General features: G+C 58.8%; 17 protein-coding genes. 6 read left to right on the forward strand and 11 right to left on the reverse strand.

Annotated features, from left to right (window positions below):
* Window positions 1-79: 79 nt before the first annotated feature.
* A complete protein-coding gene (locus HB393_RS13035) occupies window positions 80-1180 on the reverse strand; it encodes a glycerophosphodiester phosphodiesterase family protein (RefSeq protein ID WP_345945183.1) in 1101 nt (366 codons plus the stop codon).
* A 150-nt stretch (window positions 1181-1330) separates the two neighbouring features.
* Window positions 1331-2242: an N-acetylmuramic acid 6-phosphate etherase gene (gene murQ, locus HB393_RS13040; protein WP_213805610.1), complete on the reverse strand. Its 912-nt coding sequence runs from the start codon at window positions 2240-2242 to the stop codon at window positions 1331-1333.
* Window positions 2243-2464: 222 nt separating this feature from the next.
* On the opposite strand from murQ, the gene HB393_RS13045 reads away from it, so the two are divergent.
* Complete coding sequence (locus tag HB393_RS13045) at window positions 2465-2803, forward strand: L-rhamnose mutarotase (protein ID WP_255551058.1); 339 nt, start codon at window positions 2465-2467, stop codon at window positions 2801-2803.
* A 61-nt stretch (window positions 2804-2864) separates the two neighbouring features.
* Here the strand turns inward: HB393_RS13045 and HB393_RS13050 are convergent, their stop codons facing one another.
* The 3 genes from HB393_RS13050 to HB393_RS13060 all read right to left on the reverse strand — a co-directional run bounded on the left by HB393_RS13050 (window position 2865) and on the right by HB393_RS13060 (window position 6073).
* Window positions 2865-3434 carry a PEP-CTERM sorting domain-containing protein gene (locus HB393_RS13050; RefSeq protein WP_213805611.1) on the reverse strand — a complete coding sequence of 190 codons (570 nt, stop codon included), beginning with the start codon at window positions 3432-3434 and terminating at the stop codon, window positions 2865-2867.
* A 372-nt stretch (window positions 3435-3806) separates the two neighbouring features.
* Window positions 3807-5087 (reverse strand): acyltransferase, encoded by a 1281-nt coding sequence (locus tag HB393_RS13055; RefSeq protein WP_213805612.1) that lies wholly within the window; start codon window positions 5085-5087, stop codon window positions 3807-3809.
* Window positions 5088-5149: 62 nt separating this feature from the next.
* Window positions 5150-6073: a glycosyltransferase gene (locus HB393_RS13060; RefSeq protein WP_213805613.1), complete on the reverse strand. Its 924-nt coding sequence runs from the start codon at window positions 6071-6073 to the stop codon at window positions 5150-5152.
* 332 nt (window positions 6074-6405) lie between these two features.
* Between HB393_RS13060 and HB393_RS13070 the strand changes: the two genes are divergently transcribed.
* The 3 genes from HB393_RS13070 to HB393_RS13080 all read left to right on the forward strand — a co-directional run bounded on the left by HB393_RS13070 (window position 6406) and on the right by HB393_RS13080 (window position 10321).
* A complete protein-coding gene (locus HB393_RS13070) occupies window positions 6406-7350 on the forward strand; it encodes a hypothetical protein (protein ID WP_213805614.1) in 945 nt (314 codons plus the stop codon).
* Between the two features lie 186 nt (window positions 7351-7536).
* Window positions 7537-7890 (forward strand): hypothetical protein, encoded by a 354-nt coding sequence (locus tag HB393_RS13075; protein WP_213805615.1) that lies wholly within the window; start codon window positions 7537-7539, stop codon window positions 7888-7890.
* Between the two features lie 130 nt (window positions 7891-8020).
* Complete coding sequence (locus tag HB393_RS13080; RefSeq protein WP_255551059.1) at window positions 8021-10321, forward strand: TIM-barrel domain-containing protein; 2301 nt, start codon at window positions 8021-8023, stop codon at window positions 10319-10321.
* Window positions 10322-10480: 159 nt separating this feature from the next.
* On the opposite strand, the gene HB393_RS13085 is transcribed toward HB393_RS13080, so the two are convergent.
* Window positions 10481-10936, reverse strand: coding sequence for an NINE protein (locus tag HB393_RS13085; RefSeq protein WP_213805616.1), 456 nt, complete (start codon window positions 10934-10936; stop codon window positions 10481-10483).
* A gap of 220 nt (window positions 10937-11156) precedes the next feature.
* Between HB393_RS13085 and HB393_RS13090 the strand changes: the two genes are divergently transcribed.
* A complete protein-coding gene (locus HB393_RS13090) occupies window positions 11157-11366 on the forward strand; it encodes a hypothetical protein (protein ID WP_213805617.1) in 210 nt (69 codons plus the stop codon).
* Between the two features lie 341 nt (window positions 11367-11707).
* Here the strand turns inward: HB393_RS13090 and rpoD are convergent, their stop codons facing one another.
* The 5 genes from rpoD to dnaG form a co-directional block, all read right to left on the reverse strand.
* Entirely contained in the window at window positions 11708-13420 is a 1713-nt protein-coding gene (gene rpoD / locus HB393_RS25690; RefSeq protein ID WP_213805618.1) for an RNA polymerase sigma factor RpoD, read from the reverse strand.
* Window positions 13421-13642: 222 nt separating this feature from the next.
* On the reverse strand, window positions 13643-13897 hold the full coding sequence (locus tag HB393_RS13100) for a hypothetical protein (RefSeq protein WP_213805619.1): 255 nt from the start codon (window positions 13895-13897) through the stop codon (window positions 13643-13645).
* 34 nt (window positions 13898-13931) lie between these two features.
* Window positions 13932-14342: a type II toxin-antitoxin system death-on-curing family toxin gene (locus HB393_RS13105; protein WP_213805620.1), complete on the reverse strand. Its 411-nt coding sequence runs from the start codon at window positions 14340-14342 to the stop codon at window positions 13932-13934.
* Window positions 14339-14566: an AbrB/MazE/SpoVT family DNA-binding domain-containing protein gene (locus tag HB393_RS13110; RefSeq protein ID WP_213805621.1), complete on the reverse strand. Its 228-nt coding sequence runs from the start codon at window positions 14564-14566 to the stop codon at window positions 14339-14341. The genes HB393_RS13105 and HB393_RS13110 overlap by 4 nt, the downstream gene beginning before the upstream one ends.
* A 69-nt stretch (window positions 14567-14635) precedes the next feature.
* A complete protein-coding gene (gene dnaG, locus HB393_RS13115; RefSeq protein WP_213805622.1) occupies window positions 14636-16426 on the reverse strand; it encodes a DNA primase in 1791 nt (596 codons plus the stop codon).
* Window positions 16427-16578: 152 nt separating this feature from the next.
* Here dnaG and HB393_RS13120 point away from each other — a divergent pair, with 152 nt between their 5' ends.
* Window positions 16579-17610, forward strand: coding sequence for a YXWGXW repeat-containing protein (locus HB393_RS13120; protein ID WP_255551062.1), 1032 nt, complete (start codon window positions 16579-16581; stop codon window positions 17608-17610).
* Window positions 17611-17662: the final 52 nt, after the last annotated feature.

The raw sequence follows: 17662 nt of genomic DNA on the forward strand, positions 1-17662 counted from the left end.
CAAGGGGTTTTCATAAATCGGTCTGCCGCTCATCGAACGACTTCGTAGTCGTTTCGATGAGCGGTAGACGCGATTGAAGCTAAGGTTTGGCAGGGAGGACGGGTGTTTTGGCGTCGGTGAGGTAGTAGGTGGGGATGTTGGGGTGCTGCTCTTCCACGAGGCTGAGGGTGCGGAAGTCGAAGCTCTGGACTTCGGCGCGGGATTCCATGTGGCTGTGAACGATGGCACCGCAGAGGGCGTCGACGAAGGCCTGGGGATCCAGGGTGTGGTTGGTGGTCGGTCTGGGGTTGTAGGGGCCGGTTTTACCGAGCGCTTCCTGGGGGAGGTGCGAGATCTTGGTCTCTAGGTTGAAGCGGGCCTTGGCGGCGTTCGCGGCGCGGGCGGCGGCTTCGGGGTGGGACTTGCCGGGGCCGGTGCGGTAGTAGGTGGTGTAGAAGGCGACGAAGCGGAAGAGCTGCTCGGCGTAGGTGGGGACGTAGGGGTTGGTGAGATGTTCCTTTTTAGCGAAGGCGAAGGCGACGGAGACGGGCGAGAGGTTGAGGTCGTTCTTCTGGTCGGGGAAGGCGTCGTGGCCGTAGGTGGGGCCGATGTGGAGCTTGTCGCAGATGAAGGTGCGCTGGGCTTCGGTGGAGGAGATGTCGCTGAGGTAGACGCGATTCTCGAGGGTGTAGGGGGCGCCATCGGCGCGGCGGCAGGACTGCGGGCTGTAGAACTGGTCGTGCCAGATGAGGGAGACGTGGTCGGTGGAGACGCCGGTGTCGGTCTCGAGGGTGTTGCTGAGCTGGTCGAGGCCGCTCTCGAAGGAGGGCAGGGTGTTCTCGGGACGGAGACCGCGTCCGCCACGGTGGGCGGTGACGTCGACGCGGGCGAGGTAGGCGAGCTGCTCGGAGTTGCCGGCGGCTGAGGCGCGCTCTTCTTTGAGGACGGACTGCAGGATGTCGGGGCGGTCGGTGATGATGCCGTCGACGTGCAGGGCGAGGAGGGCGCGCATCTTCTCTGGCTCGTTGGTGGTCCAGGGAACGACCTGAAAGCCGGCCTTGTGGAGGGAGGCGACGTTCACCGTGGGGAGGGTGCCGATGAGGGTCGAGTCTATCGGGGAGAGGACAGGAGGCACGGTGACGCCGTGGGCAGAGGCGTGGGTGCGGGCGGCGATCATGAGGTCGAGGAATGGGTCGGACACGGGACTAGCCTGCTGTGCTGTAGCGAAGGCTGAGAGAAAGAGGATGCCAACAGAGCTAACAGTACGGTATCGGGAGAGACGCGGGAGAGTTGGGAAGAGATACATAGCGTCCCAGCTTAGACGATTTTTATTTCGTCGTAATGAATGCGCTCAGGCGAGGGCGGCGGCGAGGCTACCGTGAGCGGCTTCGAGGCGGGCTTCGGCGGCGGCGCGGTCGAGCGAGAGCTTGTGCATCACGATGGCGGTCTTGACGGTGGCGGCGCGGGCGAGAAGGCCGGCTGCGGTGGGTTGGTCGACTCCGGTGGCGGCCATGATGATGCGCTGGGCGCGGTCGACGAGCTTGCCGTTGGTGGGCTGGACGTTGACCATGAGGTTGCCGTAGACGGCTCCGGTCTTGATCATGACTCCGGTCGAGAGCATGTTGAGAACGAGCTTGGTGGCGGTGCCGGCCTTCATGCGGGTGGAGCCGGTGATGATCTCGGGGCCGACGGCGGGATTGATGGCGATGTCGACGGCCTGGGCAATAGGGGAGCCGGGGACGCAGGTGAGGCCGATGGTGAGGGCTCCGAGCGAGCGGGCGTGGGCGAGGGCTCCGAGGACGTAGGGGGTGCGTCCGCTGGCGGCGATGCCGACGAGGGTGTCGGGCGAGGAAGAGGCGCCGAAGCCGGCGGCGGTGAGATCTTTGACGCCTTGTTCGGGGGAGTCTTCGGTGGCTTCGCTGGAGGTGCGGAGGGCGGAGTCTCCACCGGCGATGATGCCCTGGACGAGGGTGCGGGGGACGGAGAAGGTGGGAGGGCACTCGGAGGCGTCGAGGACGCCGAGGCGTCCGCTGGTTCCGGCACCGATGTAGAAGAGGCGTCCGCCCTGGCGGAAGCGGGTTGCGATGGCATCGACGGCGGAGGCGATGTGGGGGAGCTCGGCGGCTACGGCTACTGCGACGCGGGCGTCTTCGCTGTTAATGAGGCGGAGCATGTCCAGGGTGGGGAGGGTGTCGATGTGCTCGGAGGCGGGGTTGCGGGCCTCGGTGGCGAGCTGAGCTAGATTTTGCGTGGGGGTTTCCATGACTGGTACCAGAATGGCTCAGCGGAGGGAGGAGATGCAATGGGATTGGAAGTAAAGGGTGTTTAGGCTGGGGCCGATGTTCCCGGAGGGAAATATTTTCAATACCTAACCAAATTGACGTTTTGGAGGTTAGGATAGTGTGGCCTGGATTTGTGGCGTACAGGACGGACAGCGCCATGAGTCCGCAAGTTTGAAATTTCTGCAACGACTGGAAGTGTGGCAATGAAACGATATGGAATGTTGATTGGATTGCGGCCCGAGCACTATGACGAGTACAAGCGTTACCACTCCGCCGTATGGCCGGAGGTTCTGGCGACGATCGAGAGCTGCAATATCAGGGATTACACGATCTATCACAGTGGTGGACAACTGTTTGGGACCTACGAGTATCACGGGACGGATCATGCGGCGGACATGGCAAAGATGGCCGCAGACCCGGCGACGCAGCGGTGGTGGGCGATCATGAATCCGATGCAGAAGCAGATCGAGGGAACTCCAGAGGGCGAGTGGTGGATGCCGATGGAGGAGATGTTCCACTTCGATGGGCCGCAGGGATCGTAGATAGAAAAACCTACGGGAGCCCAAGGGCTCCCGCTTTTATGCGTGTACGAAGGTAGAAGCGTTAGACCTTGAACTTGCGGCGCATGGCTCCGACGATACCGAGGAGTCCGGTGCCAAACATCGCGAGTGAGGCGGGCTCTGGAACTGGGCTGGCGGTGGTAGTTGCGGAGAAGGTGACATCGCTGCCGTCTCCACCACCCTGGGTGGTCAGGTCCAAGGTTCCGTAGTACGTGACGCCGTTGACGACAAGGGTCGCGTTTCCGTTGAAGCCGAGATCGTTCGCGACATTTGGATCGTCCGAGATCGTGTTGATGGAGGTAAGCGTCAAGGAGGCATTATTGCCGTTATCGGCGATGCTGTAGAGCTGAAGGGGAGAGAATGCGTCGCCCTGTGTGTAGCTCAAGGTCGGAGCCATCGTGACGCATTGGAAGCAGCCGAGAAAGCCGCTGAAGATGCCAGTCGAGGTGCCGCCGACGTTCGCGAGCGGATCGAAGTTGATGGTGAAGCTGGAGGTCGGGCTACCGGTGGTGGTGTAGGTGTCACTACCGCTAATCGAAATTTTGTCGGCTTTGGCGAAGGTCGCGGTACCGATGACCAAAGCAGTAAATATGGCGAGTTTCTGCAATTTCATGTGATTCTCCCTGGGGTCGAGCTTCACGTTCGGGGTGGTAACTTACCCTTGTACAAGACATAAGCAGGTGGGCTGCCAAACCTCCCTAAGGGGCATTGTTTCGATATTGCAAGAAGTTGCAGTCACGGGATTGCGGGGTATGAGTTTCGGTGTGTAAATATTTGCGCCGAAAGTGGAAGGTGTTTTCCTCTTTTGTTGGCTCCGGCCTACAGGTCTGGGTGGCTTACCCCTGACAGGCGGTCACTTAGTCGGGTAGCGTACCATTCGGGTTTTGGGCCGGAGTGAAGCTCGCCGAGGCAGGCGTTGAAGTAGGCTACGAGAGATAGCAGGGACGACCGACCTTGCTATGCGGTGTCAACGCATGAGCTTGAATCAAATGGCCCATTTCGTCCTGAAACGTTGCCACACCCCGAACCAGCTCCAACTGGTCCTGCTCTTTCTCGGGTGGGTCGAAAGACTTTGGCTCGTATATCGCTCGGTGAGTTTGTCTTTAAAATTCAGGATTGGCGTTTCATAGAACTTGAACGAGAGATAAGCGATACACAAGGAAAGACTGAGGCTGATTAGAGATACGACCAAGGCGGGTGAGTAGGAATGAGTGGCGAACCCCATTCTCATTCCTACCTGGTCGATAAGGACATAAATGGGTACGTGGACCAGGTAGAGGGTGTAACTGATTGTGCCTATCGACACAAAAGGCTTCAGTCGGAGAAAGCGGCTGAGTGGGTGATCGCTACCGGCATGCAGAATGACGAAGCTCAGCAGTCCCGCAAAACACAAGGCGATCAAGGGCATACCAAAGACTGAAAATTTCACGCTGTCGCGAACTTCGCGGCCAAGAATTGGATGTATTGAATACAAAATCCAGAAGAGCAGGATGCCGGCGATTATCGTTGCTGCCGAAAGACAAGAATCCACCCTGCGTTGGACCCGTTGCGACAGGACGCGACGCTTTTCAACCCAAAGGGCCAGCAAGGCGCCACCGAGCAGAACGTCTATGCGAGAAAAGAAATCGAAGTAGCCACGGATCCCGATAAAGCCGAACCAACGGATAAAGAGTGCTGCAACAATTACGCCGATACAAATAAAGCCGAGAGTCCTCCGTCTGAAATGCAAGACCAAGGGCGCCCAAAGAACGTAAAACCACTCCTCAACCGAGAGTGACCATGTTGGACCTAAACTTGAAGTAATTCCGTAAGCGTGGAAGCCATTTGACGCTTTCGGAAGAATCACCGACACGAATGGATTGGGGATGGGGTGGACGCCTGTAAGAGCCTGCCAGATGTTGTGCAGCACGTTGAAGGAGTCACTGAAGCTTTGCAAGAAAAGGGCCCTCCCTATATAGCGCATCCATTCCGTAGAATCGTGCTGAAACAGGGCCACTACCAACACCAATAGGACGACCGCATAGTAAGGCGGAAAGATGCGCAAAATGCGCCGTATATAGAAGACCTTGTAGGGGTGAGGTCTATTCTTCAACTGGAGAAGAATGCTTGTAATCAAAAAGCCGGAGAGTACAAAGAAGAGTTCCACGCCAGCCCAGCCGAACTCTGGAATGCTAAAGAACATAGTGCTGAGAGGAAAGTAGTGGCATCCAATCACCGCCATGATGGCGAAGGCCCGAATACCATCCAGCTCTAAAATTCGGCGCATTTAGGAGTTCCCCTTATCTATTTCGTAGCGGTCGTGGCGTGTGTTCTAGAGTTTGAACGGAATTAAGCCGCAGGCGATAGCACACTCTGAATTACTCGCCTGTAGCTGCCCAGTAGGCGTGGCACACGCTTCCAGTAGCTGGAGTTGAGCCATAGTGTTTTCTTGGAGAACGGCAGGGCAGTCTTCTCCAAGGCATCGAACCATGGTTTTGCGTGAGGAAAGAGCGTCTTTCCCCCCATATCCCACGGCTTAGGGCTACCCAAAAAGTGATATATGCCCTGTCCTTTGGACATTGAGGAGCCACGCTTCGGATAGACCTTGATATTGAAGCTGCGGTTCAAGTGGAAACAGTTGTCCGCGAAGAGAGCGTTCAGGATTGTCTGGTCATGAGAGAGCAACTGGGCACCGTACTTGCCCATAAACACCTTCACCTGCTGCGAATAATCAAGTTGGTGCCATCCTGCTGGATTGAAGAGCATTACTCCAGAGTTGAACATCGGTGAGTCCAGGCCCCGCCCCAGTCGGAGAAAGAAGCTGCGCTCCAGACTGGATGCCACAGTACCATCAATCACGAAGCCCGTGACGCAGTCGTCCATGTCCTGGATAAATAGCGGGGCAATATCCACCGTGGAAATCGTATCTACATCTATGTAAAGAACACGCGGCTCGTCAATCAAATCCGGCAGCAGTATCCGATTATACGCAGTGTGGCTTCCATGCAGAGAGGGGAAATCGCGGAACATCCCGGCTGCTTCGTCCGACAGGAAAGTTAGTTTGTAAGCCCTTTCCTGAACATCCAAGGTACGGCGAAGATCGTCCCTGGCGTGGTCTGAGAAGCCCGTAAGGAGGAGGTAGAAGTGAGGTTCGACTGTGGATGAAAGGTGGGCCAGAAGAGAAGCAAGGGCCACATGCAAAGGCACCTCCATCAACAAATCGGAGCAGAGTGCAACTGCAATGGTGGTTACTCTCGTCTCTTTCAGAGCCAACACGTTCTCCTTGGGAGGTACGATAAATTGTAACGGACTCACTGAACGTCCGTTTCAGACGAGTGCAATCGGTCCAGATGAACGCGTTTCCCTTCTCAAACGAAGACAATGAACATTGCGCCATGCTCTTTGCGCGTCGGCGTTACAGTGATTTCAACGTCCTGGCCAAGTGCCGTTAGGAAATCGATCAATTGGCCCACGGAGAAGTTACCTGCCCTGTTGTGGGTAAGCGCCGAAACGTGCGATAGGGGAGATTTCCGGGGTGCGTTCGCGTAGGGGCGATAGAGTCGATAAGATAGAGAGTGATTCGAAACGATAAAGGATATGAAGCGATGAGCACGGATACACAGGCGATTTTGGCGGGACAGGTAGGGGCTGCGGCGAAGGCGGCTGGCCTGGTCGTGGTTTCGAGCGCGGTAGGCGCGGATTTTTCGGGGAACCCGACGACGCGATTCATGCTGGGATTGATCTCCGATCCGGCGAAGACGCAGGTGCTCGAGTTGAGCGACAAGTTCGACTTCAGCCGTGCGGATCTGCTGGCCGAGGTGGGAACGTATCTGACTGAGGCGGCGAAGCGGTTAAAGAATCCCCGTCCGGACGTCTACCTGACGCTGCATGGTCTGCCGTTAAGCTTCGGGAAGTTTGCATGGCCGTTCCACCTTTCGACCTCGGGCGCGGATACGTACCTGGTGCATGGCGAAGTGCGGTTGGAGGATGGCGAGGAGAGCATCCTCCATGCGAAGATCGCGGCGTCGATGACGGTTACGTTTGCGGAGATCGTGGCTGCTCCAGAGCAGCCGTTCGCAGAGGGATTTATCTATAACGCGGTCCGCAAGACGATGGACCAGGGACAGCTGGAGTTAGTGAAGAGTGGCAATCGCCAGCCGGTGCCGGTGACGACGCGGTACTACAGCCGGTGGCAGAAGAAGTTCAGTTTTAACGATACGACCGAGACGCAGCGTCAGGAGTATCTGGCGGCGAAGGTGTACTGGCTCTCGGGTGTCTTGGGTGGAGGACAGCCGGTTTGGCTGCTGGACCCGCGGGATGCTCAGTATCTGAATACGACGGTTCCGGAGCTGCGCAAGACGGCGGAGTTTTTGGCACACGAAGGCATCGTGCAGTTGGCGGGATCGTGGGCGGCGGACGGAGAGTATGCGACTCCGACGGAGGCTCTGATGGGGCATCGTGCGCGCTATGAGGTCGAGGTAGGTGAGGCGCTGGCCTTCATCAAGCCCACCTTCAATGAAGATATGCGGGGCGGCCACACGAATATGTAAGGAAGTCCGGTTTGAGTGTTTCCGAAAGAGCCCCCATGCGGGCTCTTTTGGCGTTTGGTGGTGGGTATCTGATTCGCCGGCAAAGTAGTTCCAATTCGGGACTATTTTTGCAAGACGTGTGTTCCTTATGGTAGTGTTCTAAGCGGCCCCAAGGTCAAAGTAGATCCGGGCGAAGAGGTTACACCAATGAAGAAGATGATTCGTTTCACAGCACCGCTGATTGCAGTGGCGCTGATGAGCATTGCACCAGCTTTTGTGCGCGCTCAAGACTCCGCAAAGACCAACCAGAGCCAGAATGTATCCACCGAGGCCTGGAACACTCCTCCTGCAGGAACGGAGCAGTCACAGCAGGGCTACCGTGATGGAGTCCAGGCTTTGCAGTTGGATATGGCAGCCAAGCGGACGATTGACGCCAAGGTTTCGCACCTCTACGTTCATCCCCCGGTCAGGGGTGCGGCTCGCGATGAGTACCGCGCCAGCTTTACCGCCGGATACGAGGCAGCGAAGAAGCACACCACCGCGGGCGGCGGCGGCGAATAAGCTACCTACAGCCAGTATCGAGAGAGGCCCCTTCGGGGGCCTCTTTCTTTGTCTTTTAACGAATGCGTCGTGCTGGGAAGCTGAGGGGCTGGGTTCGGTCTAGAGTGGAGTGACAGGAGAAAACCTAAGCATGCGGAAGATGGTGGGGATTGCTGGGGCGATGTTGTCCGGGACGTTGTGGGCTATGGCGCAGGATGGCGCTCCGAAGGCTTCGGCGCCGGAGGCTCCGGTCCAGCCCGTGGTGGCGGCGCCCTCCGGTCGATCGGCGGAGGTGCCGGTGTCGGGGATGGTTCGCAGGGATATGTATACGGTGGCGGTGGCGCTGCCGGATAAGCGGATCGTGAAGAACGTCGACGAGGGCAAGGATCTGCTGCTGCACGACTTCAGCTTCGACGATGTGGCGGTGACGACGAACAAGCTGCACTTCAAGGAGCTGGCTCCGGGCGTGATGGAGATTACCAGCACAGCGTACTCGATGGGGATGTGGCAGTTCCTGGTGCGTGATGCGGCGAACTACTACGGGCTGGGTGAGCGGTTCAATACGCTGAACCATGCACGGACGATCGTGAAGAACGCCTCGCAGGATAACGGCATCGCGAAGGGCGCGGGCGCGTACAAGGCAGTGCCCTTCTTTATGAGCACGAGCGGGTATGGGTTGTGGGTGGATACGACGGCGGAGGCGACCTTCGATCTGAATGCGACGAGCATTACGGATATTCAGGTTTCGGTTCCGGCGGAGAAGCTGCGGGTGGTGGTGTTCAAGGGCCCGGAGTTTCCTAAGATCCTGGAGCGGTTTACGGGGATTACGCAGCGAACGATTCTGCCTCCGTACTGGGCGTTTGCGCCTTGGATGGGGCGCGACTTCCACCAGAACGATGCGCAGGTGCGGGAGGATGTCGATAAGACGCGGGCGCTGGGGTTGCCGGCGAGCGTGATCGTGATCGACTCGCCGTGGACGACGTCCTATAACAGTTACAAATTCAATCCGAAGCAGTTCGACGATGCGCCGGGGATGATCAAGCATCTTCACGATGAGGGCTACAAGCTGGTGCTGTGGCATACGTCCTGGATTAATTCGCAGTCGAACGAGCCGGGAGAGGCGGGGTTTGCGGGGAAGATGCTGCTGCACTCGGAGAGCTACGATGAGGCGGCTGCGAATGGCTACTTCGTGAAGAAGCCGGATGGGACGCCGTATGTGGGGCGGTGGTGGAAGGGGTTGGGATCGCTGATCGACTTTACGAATCCTTCGGCGAAGAACTGGTGGCAGGATCAGGTGCGTCAGGCGATCAAGGCTGGTGCGGATGGCTTCAAGGACGACGATGCGGAGGGGAACTTTCAGGGGGATGTGAAGTTCGCGGACGGCAGCAACAAGCTGGTGATGCGGAATCGCTATGGGATGCTCTACAACAACGCGATGGAGGAGCTGATCCAGAAGGATCTGAAGGGCAATGGTGTGTTGTTTGCTCGGAGCGTGACCACGGGTGCGAACGGCATTGGGTTTCTGTGGGGCGGGGATAACGAGGCGAGCTTCAGTCCGGAGAACGGCCTGCCGACGGTGGTGACGGCTGGGCTGAATGCAGGGATGAGTGGGATGTCGTTGTGGGCGGCGGATCTGGGAGGCTATCTGAAGACAGCCACGACGCCGGACCCGCTGCTGGTGATGCGGTGGACGGAGTTTGCCGCCTTCTCGCCGACGATGGAGATTCTCTCGCAGTCGAATACGCAGCCTTGGGATTGGGATGCGAAGACCGGAGGGACGCAGGCGCTGGATGTGTATCGGAAGTACTCGCTGCTGCATATGAGTTTGTTTCCGTACCGGTATGCAGCGGCGCAGGAGTCGGCGAAGACTGGAATGCCGATTCTGCGGGCGTTAGCGCTGGTGTATCAGGATGACGACCGGGCTCGGCTGACGCGGGATGAGTATCTGTTTGGGCCGGATCTGCTGGTGGCTCCGGTCGTCGATGAGAATACGCGGCGGCCGGTATATCTGCCGGCGGGCGAGTGGGTGGACTACTGGACGGGCACGGCGGTGACGGGCGGCAAGGTGATCGCGGTGGACGCGGCTGTCGACAAGATCCCGGTGTATGTGCGGGCGGGTGCGGTGATCCCGAAGATTCCCGAGGATGTGATGACGCTCGTGCCGCAGAGTGAGAGCGGCAACACGAAGGTGAAGTCACTCGATGACCGGCGCGTGTATGAGTTGAACGATGCGGAAGGTGCGGGCAGTATTACCGACTTCGAAGGGCGAAGCGTGGTGCGGAGTGGGAGGACTTTGAAGATCTCGGGGGACTCGGCGGCGCACATGATCGTGCGTTGGAGGTTTGTGAAGCCGAAGAACGTTACGGTGAATGGAGCTGCGGTGAAGCTAGTGGATGGAGGCGCTGCGGTGGAGTTCGATCACTTGAAGGAGAGTGTTGTGGAGTGGCGGTAGTTCTCTTCGCGTGGGTTGGCCTGGGTTCGCCTTGGGGAGGAAGGCTTAACACCGATTTGCACGGATGACACCGATCTGCGTTGATGAAGGCGTAACGGTGATAGGGGGATCGAGGGGGATAAGAGCTTAACCTTCTTTCTGGGAGAGTTATATATTCCGCTAGATTGCTGAGCGGGCGGCTCCGCAGTGGGGGCAGAAGATGGCGGTGGGATCGATGGTCTGGCCGCAGGCTGCGCAGAACTGGGTGGTGGGGATCGATCCTGCGGAGTAGAAGGGTTTGGGGTCGGTGGGCGTTGCTCCGTTGGTTGGGTGGGCGAGGATCTGGCCGGCGATGAAGGAGGCCTGAGAGGCGTTGTAGTCGCGGACGCGGCCAGGCATGAGGAAGCACTCGACGAAGCCGAGGAAGGCGGGAATACCGGTCCAGAAGAAGACCAGATAGAGGACGCCGGAGTTGTTCTGGTGGAGGTAGAACTTGTGTATGCCGAAGCTTCCGAGGAAGAGTGCGAGCAGAACGCCGACCATCTCGTCCTTGCGGGCCTGTTCGTACTCGGCGTAGAACCAGGTGCGCTGCTGGTCGGTCATGGTGGCGGTGTAGATGGGGTCGCTGGGTAGCATGTTGAGTCTCTCCAATTGCTGACAGAGGTACGCATGGTGGTGCGAGGTTGTTCCCGTGTAAGCCTTAGGCGACGAAAGTGGTCGTATTTATTGGGTATGCGACACATTCGGTCGCAATTTACAGAACAAAGAGGAGTGCGTAGAGTCGAGATTAATTGCTGAACGCGAGACAACGTGGTTCGGCAATTACAACTCAGATGTATAGAAACACGGAGGCTTTATGCAGACACTACAGACCGGACAATGCGGACTTTGTAACCACTTCGGCGAGCACCATGCCCAGGCCGCCGTCCTGGTGACGATTCACTCCAGCAAGACAGCCGAGCCGACGCTGCTAGATGAGTGCGGCCATCCGAAGCACGCAGCGCTTCACCTGAAGGTCACGCCCATCAGCGGTTGCGATGGTTTCATCCCTGCTGCCGAAGCTTAATCAAATGGATTTCGGACGGTCAAGCCTTCAAGACCTGACCGTCCTTCAAGTTCGGATGAGGAACAGAGATCAGCGTTCATTCATCTCATCCCGTGTATATTTCCGCTCAATCTTGACGGAATGTAACTGATTCATCATGGTGTCGAATTTCTCGGCGGTAGTGGAAGCGATACAGTTCAAGGTAGTATTTCGTGAACGCGCTGCGTCAAGAGCCCTCTGAATAAGTATTTTATTCGCCCTGAGAGTGATCTTCTTCACGAAGAGATTGTACTAAGATTCAGAACTAATAAAAGCCGCTCTCCGGTTCGGAGAACGGCTTTTCTAGTTTCTATTAGGACAAATTACATCTCTTTGACGCCGTCGACGAAGGCCTTCAGCTTGCGGCTGCGGCTGGGGTGACGGAGCTTGCGGAGGGCCTTGGCTTCGATCTGGCGGATGCGCTCGCGGGTGACCTGGAAGGACTGGCCGACCTCTTCGAGGGTGTGCTCGGAGCCGTCTTCGAGACCGAAGCGCATCTTGATGACGCGCTCTTCGCGCGGCGTCAGGGTGCGGAGGACCTGCGAGGTGTACTCCTTCAGGTTGACCGAGATGACGGCGTCGGAGGGGCTGACGGCCATGCGGTCTTCGATGAAGTCTCCGAGGTGCGAGTCTTCCTCTTCTCCGATGGGAGTCTCGAGCGAGATAGGCTCCTGTGCGATCTTGAGGACCTTGCGGACCTTCGCGACAGGGATGTCCATACGCTTGGCGATCTCTTCGGAGGAGGCTTCGCGGCCAAGCTCCTGCACCAGCTGGCGGCTGGTACGGATGAGCTTGTTGATGGTCTCGATCATGTGCACCGGGATACGGATGGTGCGGGCCTGGTCCGCGATGGCGCGGGTGATGGCCTGACGGATCCACCAGGTGGCATAGGTCGAGAATTTGTAACCACGACGGTACTCGAACTTATCGACCGCCTTCATGAGGCCGATGTTGCCCTCCTGAATGAGGTCGAGGAACTGCAGGCCGCGATTGGTGTACTTCTTGGCGATGGAGACCACGAGGCGAAGGTTGGCCTCGATGAGCTCACGCTTGGCGCGCTCGGCATCCATGTCGCCCTGAACCATCTCGCGCTGGGTGCGCTTGAGATCGGCGAGGGAGATGCCGGCGTCGGCCTCTACACGCTCGAGGTCGGTGCGGCAGTTCTTCTGCTGGCGGCGGTACTCCTTGCGCAGCTCTTCGGACTTGCTGACCTCATACTTGGCGTCGAGCGACTTGATCTGACGCTCGAGGGTGCGCATGGCGTCCACGGTCTTGTTGACCTTGTCCAGCAGGCGCTTCTTCTCGCCGTTGGTGTACTTCAGTTCGCGGACGATGCGGTTGATGTAGACGTGCTCACGGCCCATGAGCCAGCGGTGCTTGCGCTGATCCTTGGATTTGGCCTTGGCGTCCTTGCCGACGGGTGCGTCGAGCTTCTCCTGGAGGGCCTGGAGCTTCTTCTGGTGCTTGACGATGACGTCGATCCGGCCGGCGGTGGCGCGGACGCGTGCCTGAAGGATCTCTTCGGTGAGCTCTTCTTCGTCGAAGGTGACCACTTCCTTGATGTTGCGGACGCCGCGGCGGAGGTCTTCGCCCAGGCCGACGATCTCACGGATTACGATCGGCGAGCGGGAGATGGCCTTCATGACGCGGATCTGGCCGCGCTCGATGCGCTTGGCGATCTCAACTTCGCCTTCGCGGGTGAGCAGGGGAACGGTGCCCATCTCGCGGAGGTACATGCGGACGGGATCGTTGGTCTTCTCGAGGGTTCCGGGCGAAAGATCGAGTTCGACGTCGTCGGACTCTTCGCCGGCCTCGGGTTCGTAGGCGTCGCGGCCGCTGCTCAGGCGATCGTCGCCAGCGCCCACGTCGATACCCTGCGTGCTGATGGTTGTAAGGAGATCGTCCAGGTCGTCGGGGGTGGTAATATCACCCGGCAGGAGGTCGTTAACCTCTCCATAGGTGAGATAGCCCTTTTCTTTTCCTGTGTCGATCAGCTTGTCGATGTCGTCTTCATACTTATCAATTTCTTCGGCCACGGCGATACGCACTCCTGCGAAAGATTTTCTGGTGGGGGAGCTGTCCGGACTCCTGTTTTGGGAATCAAACTTTCGGTATTCAGGCGGACTAGTCCCTTAGTTGTTACGTAATTGGCAGGGAGCAGGTAGCGGTTAAGACCGCGTTGGCCAGCCGGAACCTTAGGGAAGGTCAGGGCATTCGAAGGCGCACGTCCCCAGCGAATCACAGAATACCACAATTCTTTAGACGAGTTCCATGCCAAAAAGATTCGGGGGCGGGTCGCGAAGAGGCTCTCCTTTGGTCCCATTTTGGTGGCTCGGACAGCGGCGGAGGTGGATGTCCTTACCCGCAGAGCCGTAGTTGTGGCCGCAATGGCCGCAGCGAAGGTGATAGATGGTCTGGCCGGGGAAGCTCTCGGAGGGAAATCCGGTGCGGGAGATGACGATCTGGCCGTGTTTATTGCGGTATCCGGGGTCGGTGGTCTGAAATCTTGGCATTTATTTGATTGTCTAACTGGCTCATGACCACGTATTAGCGGTCGTTTAGGGGTGAGGCATGTTGTTGAAGCCAAAGTGCGAGTCCTGCCTCCGAGATCTCTCCCGCAGCCAGAGCGTAGAAGGTGAGATAAAGCGCCTCCTGCGTCGCGGTTACGGTAAAGCCGTTCAGACGAAGGAAGGTCAAGGAGACGACGAATGCGATGCGTTTGTTGCCATCTACAAAGGGATGATTTCTTGCCAGGCCAAAGGCATACGCTGCAGCGAGTTGAAAGAGAGTCGCAGGCGGGTCGGCGTAAGCGTGGAGGTTCCTGGGGCGATCCATGGCCGACTCGAAGAGGCCGGAATCGCGGATGCCGCTAGCTCCGCCGTGTTCCGCGAGCAGCATCTGGTGGAGGACCGCGGCCTCTTCCAGACCGACCCAACGCGGCTTTTTAGGCCGCTTCATTTCGCCAGGCGCCGAAGCACATCCCTATTCTCCCGCATCACCTCGCGGGCAGCTTCGATGGTCTCGGCGAAGTCGGCGCGATACGGAGTAAGTTCGATCCCGTTGGGGGTCTCGGTCGCGTAAAGCTGGTCTCCCTTTTGCACTCTGAGCTTGGCGAGCAGCTCCTTCGACAGGATGATGCCCGTTGAGTTTCCTATGCTGGTGACTTTTAGGATGGCGGTCATGGAGGCTCCCGTTAAAGTATAACTTTTGTTATACGGAGGGTCAATCCCTGAGTTGTCGTGTTCTTCGGCTTAGTACTCGCGAAGCTTGTTGTCTATCTGCACCTTTTCAGTATTGAGTTTGCTGAGCATGTCTTGGTCACCGCGGCGGTCGGCTTCGGCGATCAAAGACCGGATTTCGCGCTGGCGGCGCCCCATCCAATCGCGTTCGAGTATATGAAGAACGTCTTCGACTTGATCGAAGATAGAGGTGCTCTGTGAGCTCGTTTGGTCGGGAGCATGTTCCAGTGCGCGGGCCAGTAGAACGCGCCCTTGATTGTCAGGCGCGGCGTCGAGCGGATTGGCGGGCGCCGGGGCGTTGGCCAGTGATTCGAGGACAGTTGCGGCGGGCAGGGTGTCGTACCACTCCGGATGCAGCTGAAGCTGCTCAGCGGCGAGGATGCGGGCAGGGTCGTCTTCCGGCAGGACGAGGGCGCGGAGGAGGACGCGCTCGATCTCGCTGGCGGGCTCTCCGCTGTGGGAGCGGACGCTCTCGACGCGTTGCGCCGCGGCCTGCTTCAGCTCCTGGCGGAGGATGGCGGAGTCGATGCCGAGCTTCTGGGCGGCGTCGGCGGCGAACTCGTCGCGCTGGATGCGGTTGGGCATGCGGCGAATGTGGGGCAGCAGGAAGTTGAGCGCCTTGACCTTGGCGTCGGCGCTGCGCGTGGGGAACTGCTCGCGAGCCCGGTCGATGAGGTAGTCGGAGTAGCGTTTGGCCGTGCGGATGGCGTCGGTGTAGGCCTGGATGCCTTGTTCGCGGACGAAGCGATCCGGATCGAGGCCGCCTTCGAGGGTCATCACCTTCACCTCGAAGTCCTCTTCGACGAGCATCGAGATGGCCTTCTCGGCGGCGGTGATTCCGGCGGTGTCCGGATCGAAGTTGACGACGATGTTCTTGGTGAAGCGACCGAGCAGTCGCACCTGCATCTCGGTGAATGCCGTGCCGGAGGTGGCGATGACGGGCTGGACTCCGGCCATGAAGACGGAGATGCAGTCCATCTGACCTTCCACGAGAACGGCGAAGTTGAGCTGGCGGATGGAGGCTTTGGCCTTATCCAGGTTGAAGAGTACCTGTCCCTTGGTATAGAGCGGCGTCTCGGGGGAGTTGAGATACTTCGCGACGCCGCGGCCCTTGTCGTCTACCTCCTCCAAAGCGCGTGCGGTGAAGGCGATGGTCTTGCCCTGCTCGTTGGCGATGGGGAAGGTGATGCGCTTGCGGAAGCGGGCGTAGATCGGCTGTGCAGTGCCGTCCTCCGACTCCTTCGACGAGAAGAGGCCGCTGGCGCGCATGACCTCTTCATTGAAGTGAGCCTTCAGGCGGTCGCGCATGTCGTTGAAGTCGTCGGGTGCGTAGCCGATGCGGAACCTGGCGATGGTCTCGGCGCTGACGCCGCGCCCGGTAAGGTACTCGCGGGCCCGGGCCGCGCCGGGGGACTTCAGTTGAGCTTCGAAGTACTGTGTGGCGGCCTCGTGGATGTCGATGAGAGAGCGTCGCAGCCCTGCGTCGCGGGCTTCGTCGGGAGAGTTGAACTCACGCTGGGGCAGTGGGATGCCGCACTTCGTGGCGACGACACGGAGGGCCTCGGGGAAGCTGATGTTCTCGAGCTTCATCACGAACGTGAAGACATCGCCCTTCTCGTGGCAGCCGAAGCAATAGAAATAACTATGGGTCGCGTTGACGGAGAAGCTGCCGGTCTTCTCCTTATGGAAGGGACAGAGGCCGGTGTAGTTCTGGGCGCCGGTCTTGCGCAGCTTGATGTAGTCGCCGATGATGCGGACGATGTCGGCCTGCTGCTTCACGAGTTGGGCGAAATTATCGGACATGACTCAAAGGTGGTAGGAAGTTCCGGGCAAAAGGAAGAATTTATCTACTACTGGAGCAACTTCTAAGTTTAGATGACTTAAGGGAAACTTCGGAACTTCCGAAGGTAGAGGGGGTTTGTATGAGTGGAATGAGATTTATGGAGTGTAACGTTATGCGATCTTTTAGCACGATGCGAAAGCTTGTCATTGCGGGAGCGTTATTGCTCGCGCCAGCAGCTTCCTTTGCGGGAATATTTCTTTCGGTAGGTATCGCTCCCCCACCCTTGCCTGTATACACCCAGCCCCTTTGCCCTGGCGATGGATACCTCTGGACCCCAGGCTTCTGGCACTACGGGCCAGGAGGCTACTACTGGGTTCCTGGAGTTTGGGTCCGTCCTCCGCAGGCCGGCTTTCTCTGGACTCCGGCGTACTGGGGTTGGGGCGGCAGCGCCTTCATCTTCCATGAAGGCTACTGGGGCCCGCACGTCGGCTTCTATGGCGGCGTGAACTATGGCTTCGGCTACGGTGGCAGAGGGTACGAGGGCGGTTACTGGAATCATGGCGCCTTTGAGTACAACCGCTCGGTCAACAACATCAATGTTGGCGTGATTCACAACGTCTACAACCGGAATATCGTTGTAAATAACGCTAATCGAGTGAGCTACAACGGCGGGAATGGCGGCATCTCGGCTCGTGCCTCGGCGCAGGAGCAGGCGGCGATCCGTGAGCGCCATGTCGCTGTCACCGGCGAGCAGCAGACGCACTTCCAGGCTGCCCGCAACGATCGAAGCCAGTTGGCCAGCGTCAACGGCGGACGTCCCCAGACCGCAGCGCTGCCTCGCGTAGGCGAGCGCCCTGGGAACCAGCAGCAGGCACGAGTGACCAACAATGTCCGCTCCGGTCCGGCGACCGCGCAGGAGCATCAGCAGGTCAATCAGCGGCAGAACAACGTCAGCCGCCCAGCCGCAAACGACAACCACAACGCCGCAGCGGTTCAACAGCGTCAGCAAGCTGCGGCTGCACCCCAGCGCCAGCAGGCTGCGCCTCAGCGTCAGCAAGCAGCGCCTCAACACCAACAAGCGGCTGCACCTCAACACCAACAGGCGGCACCCCAGCAGCATCAGCAGGCTGCGCCTCAGCACCAGCAAGCCGCGCCGCAGGGTGGTCATGCTGAGGGTCATCCTGAAGGGCATGAGCACCACTAGAACGATTGCTCTTAGAGACGGGAAAGCCGGCTCGCTTGAGCCGGCTTTCCTG

The sequence above is a fragment of the Granulicella sp. dw_53 genome (assembly GCF_018449545.1).
In the GTDB taxonomy this organism is placed as follows: domain Bacteria; phylum Acidobacteriota; class Terriglobia; order Terriglobales; family Acidobacteriaceae; genus Edaphobacter.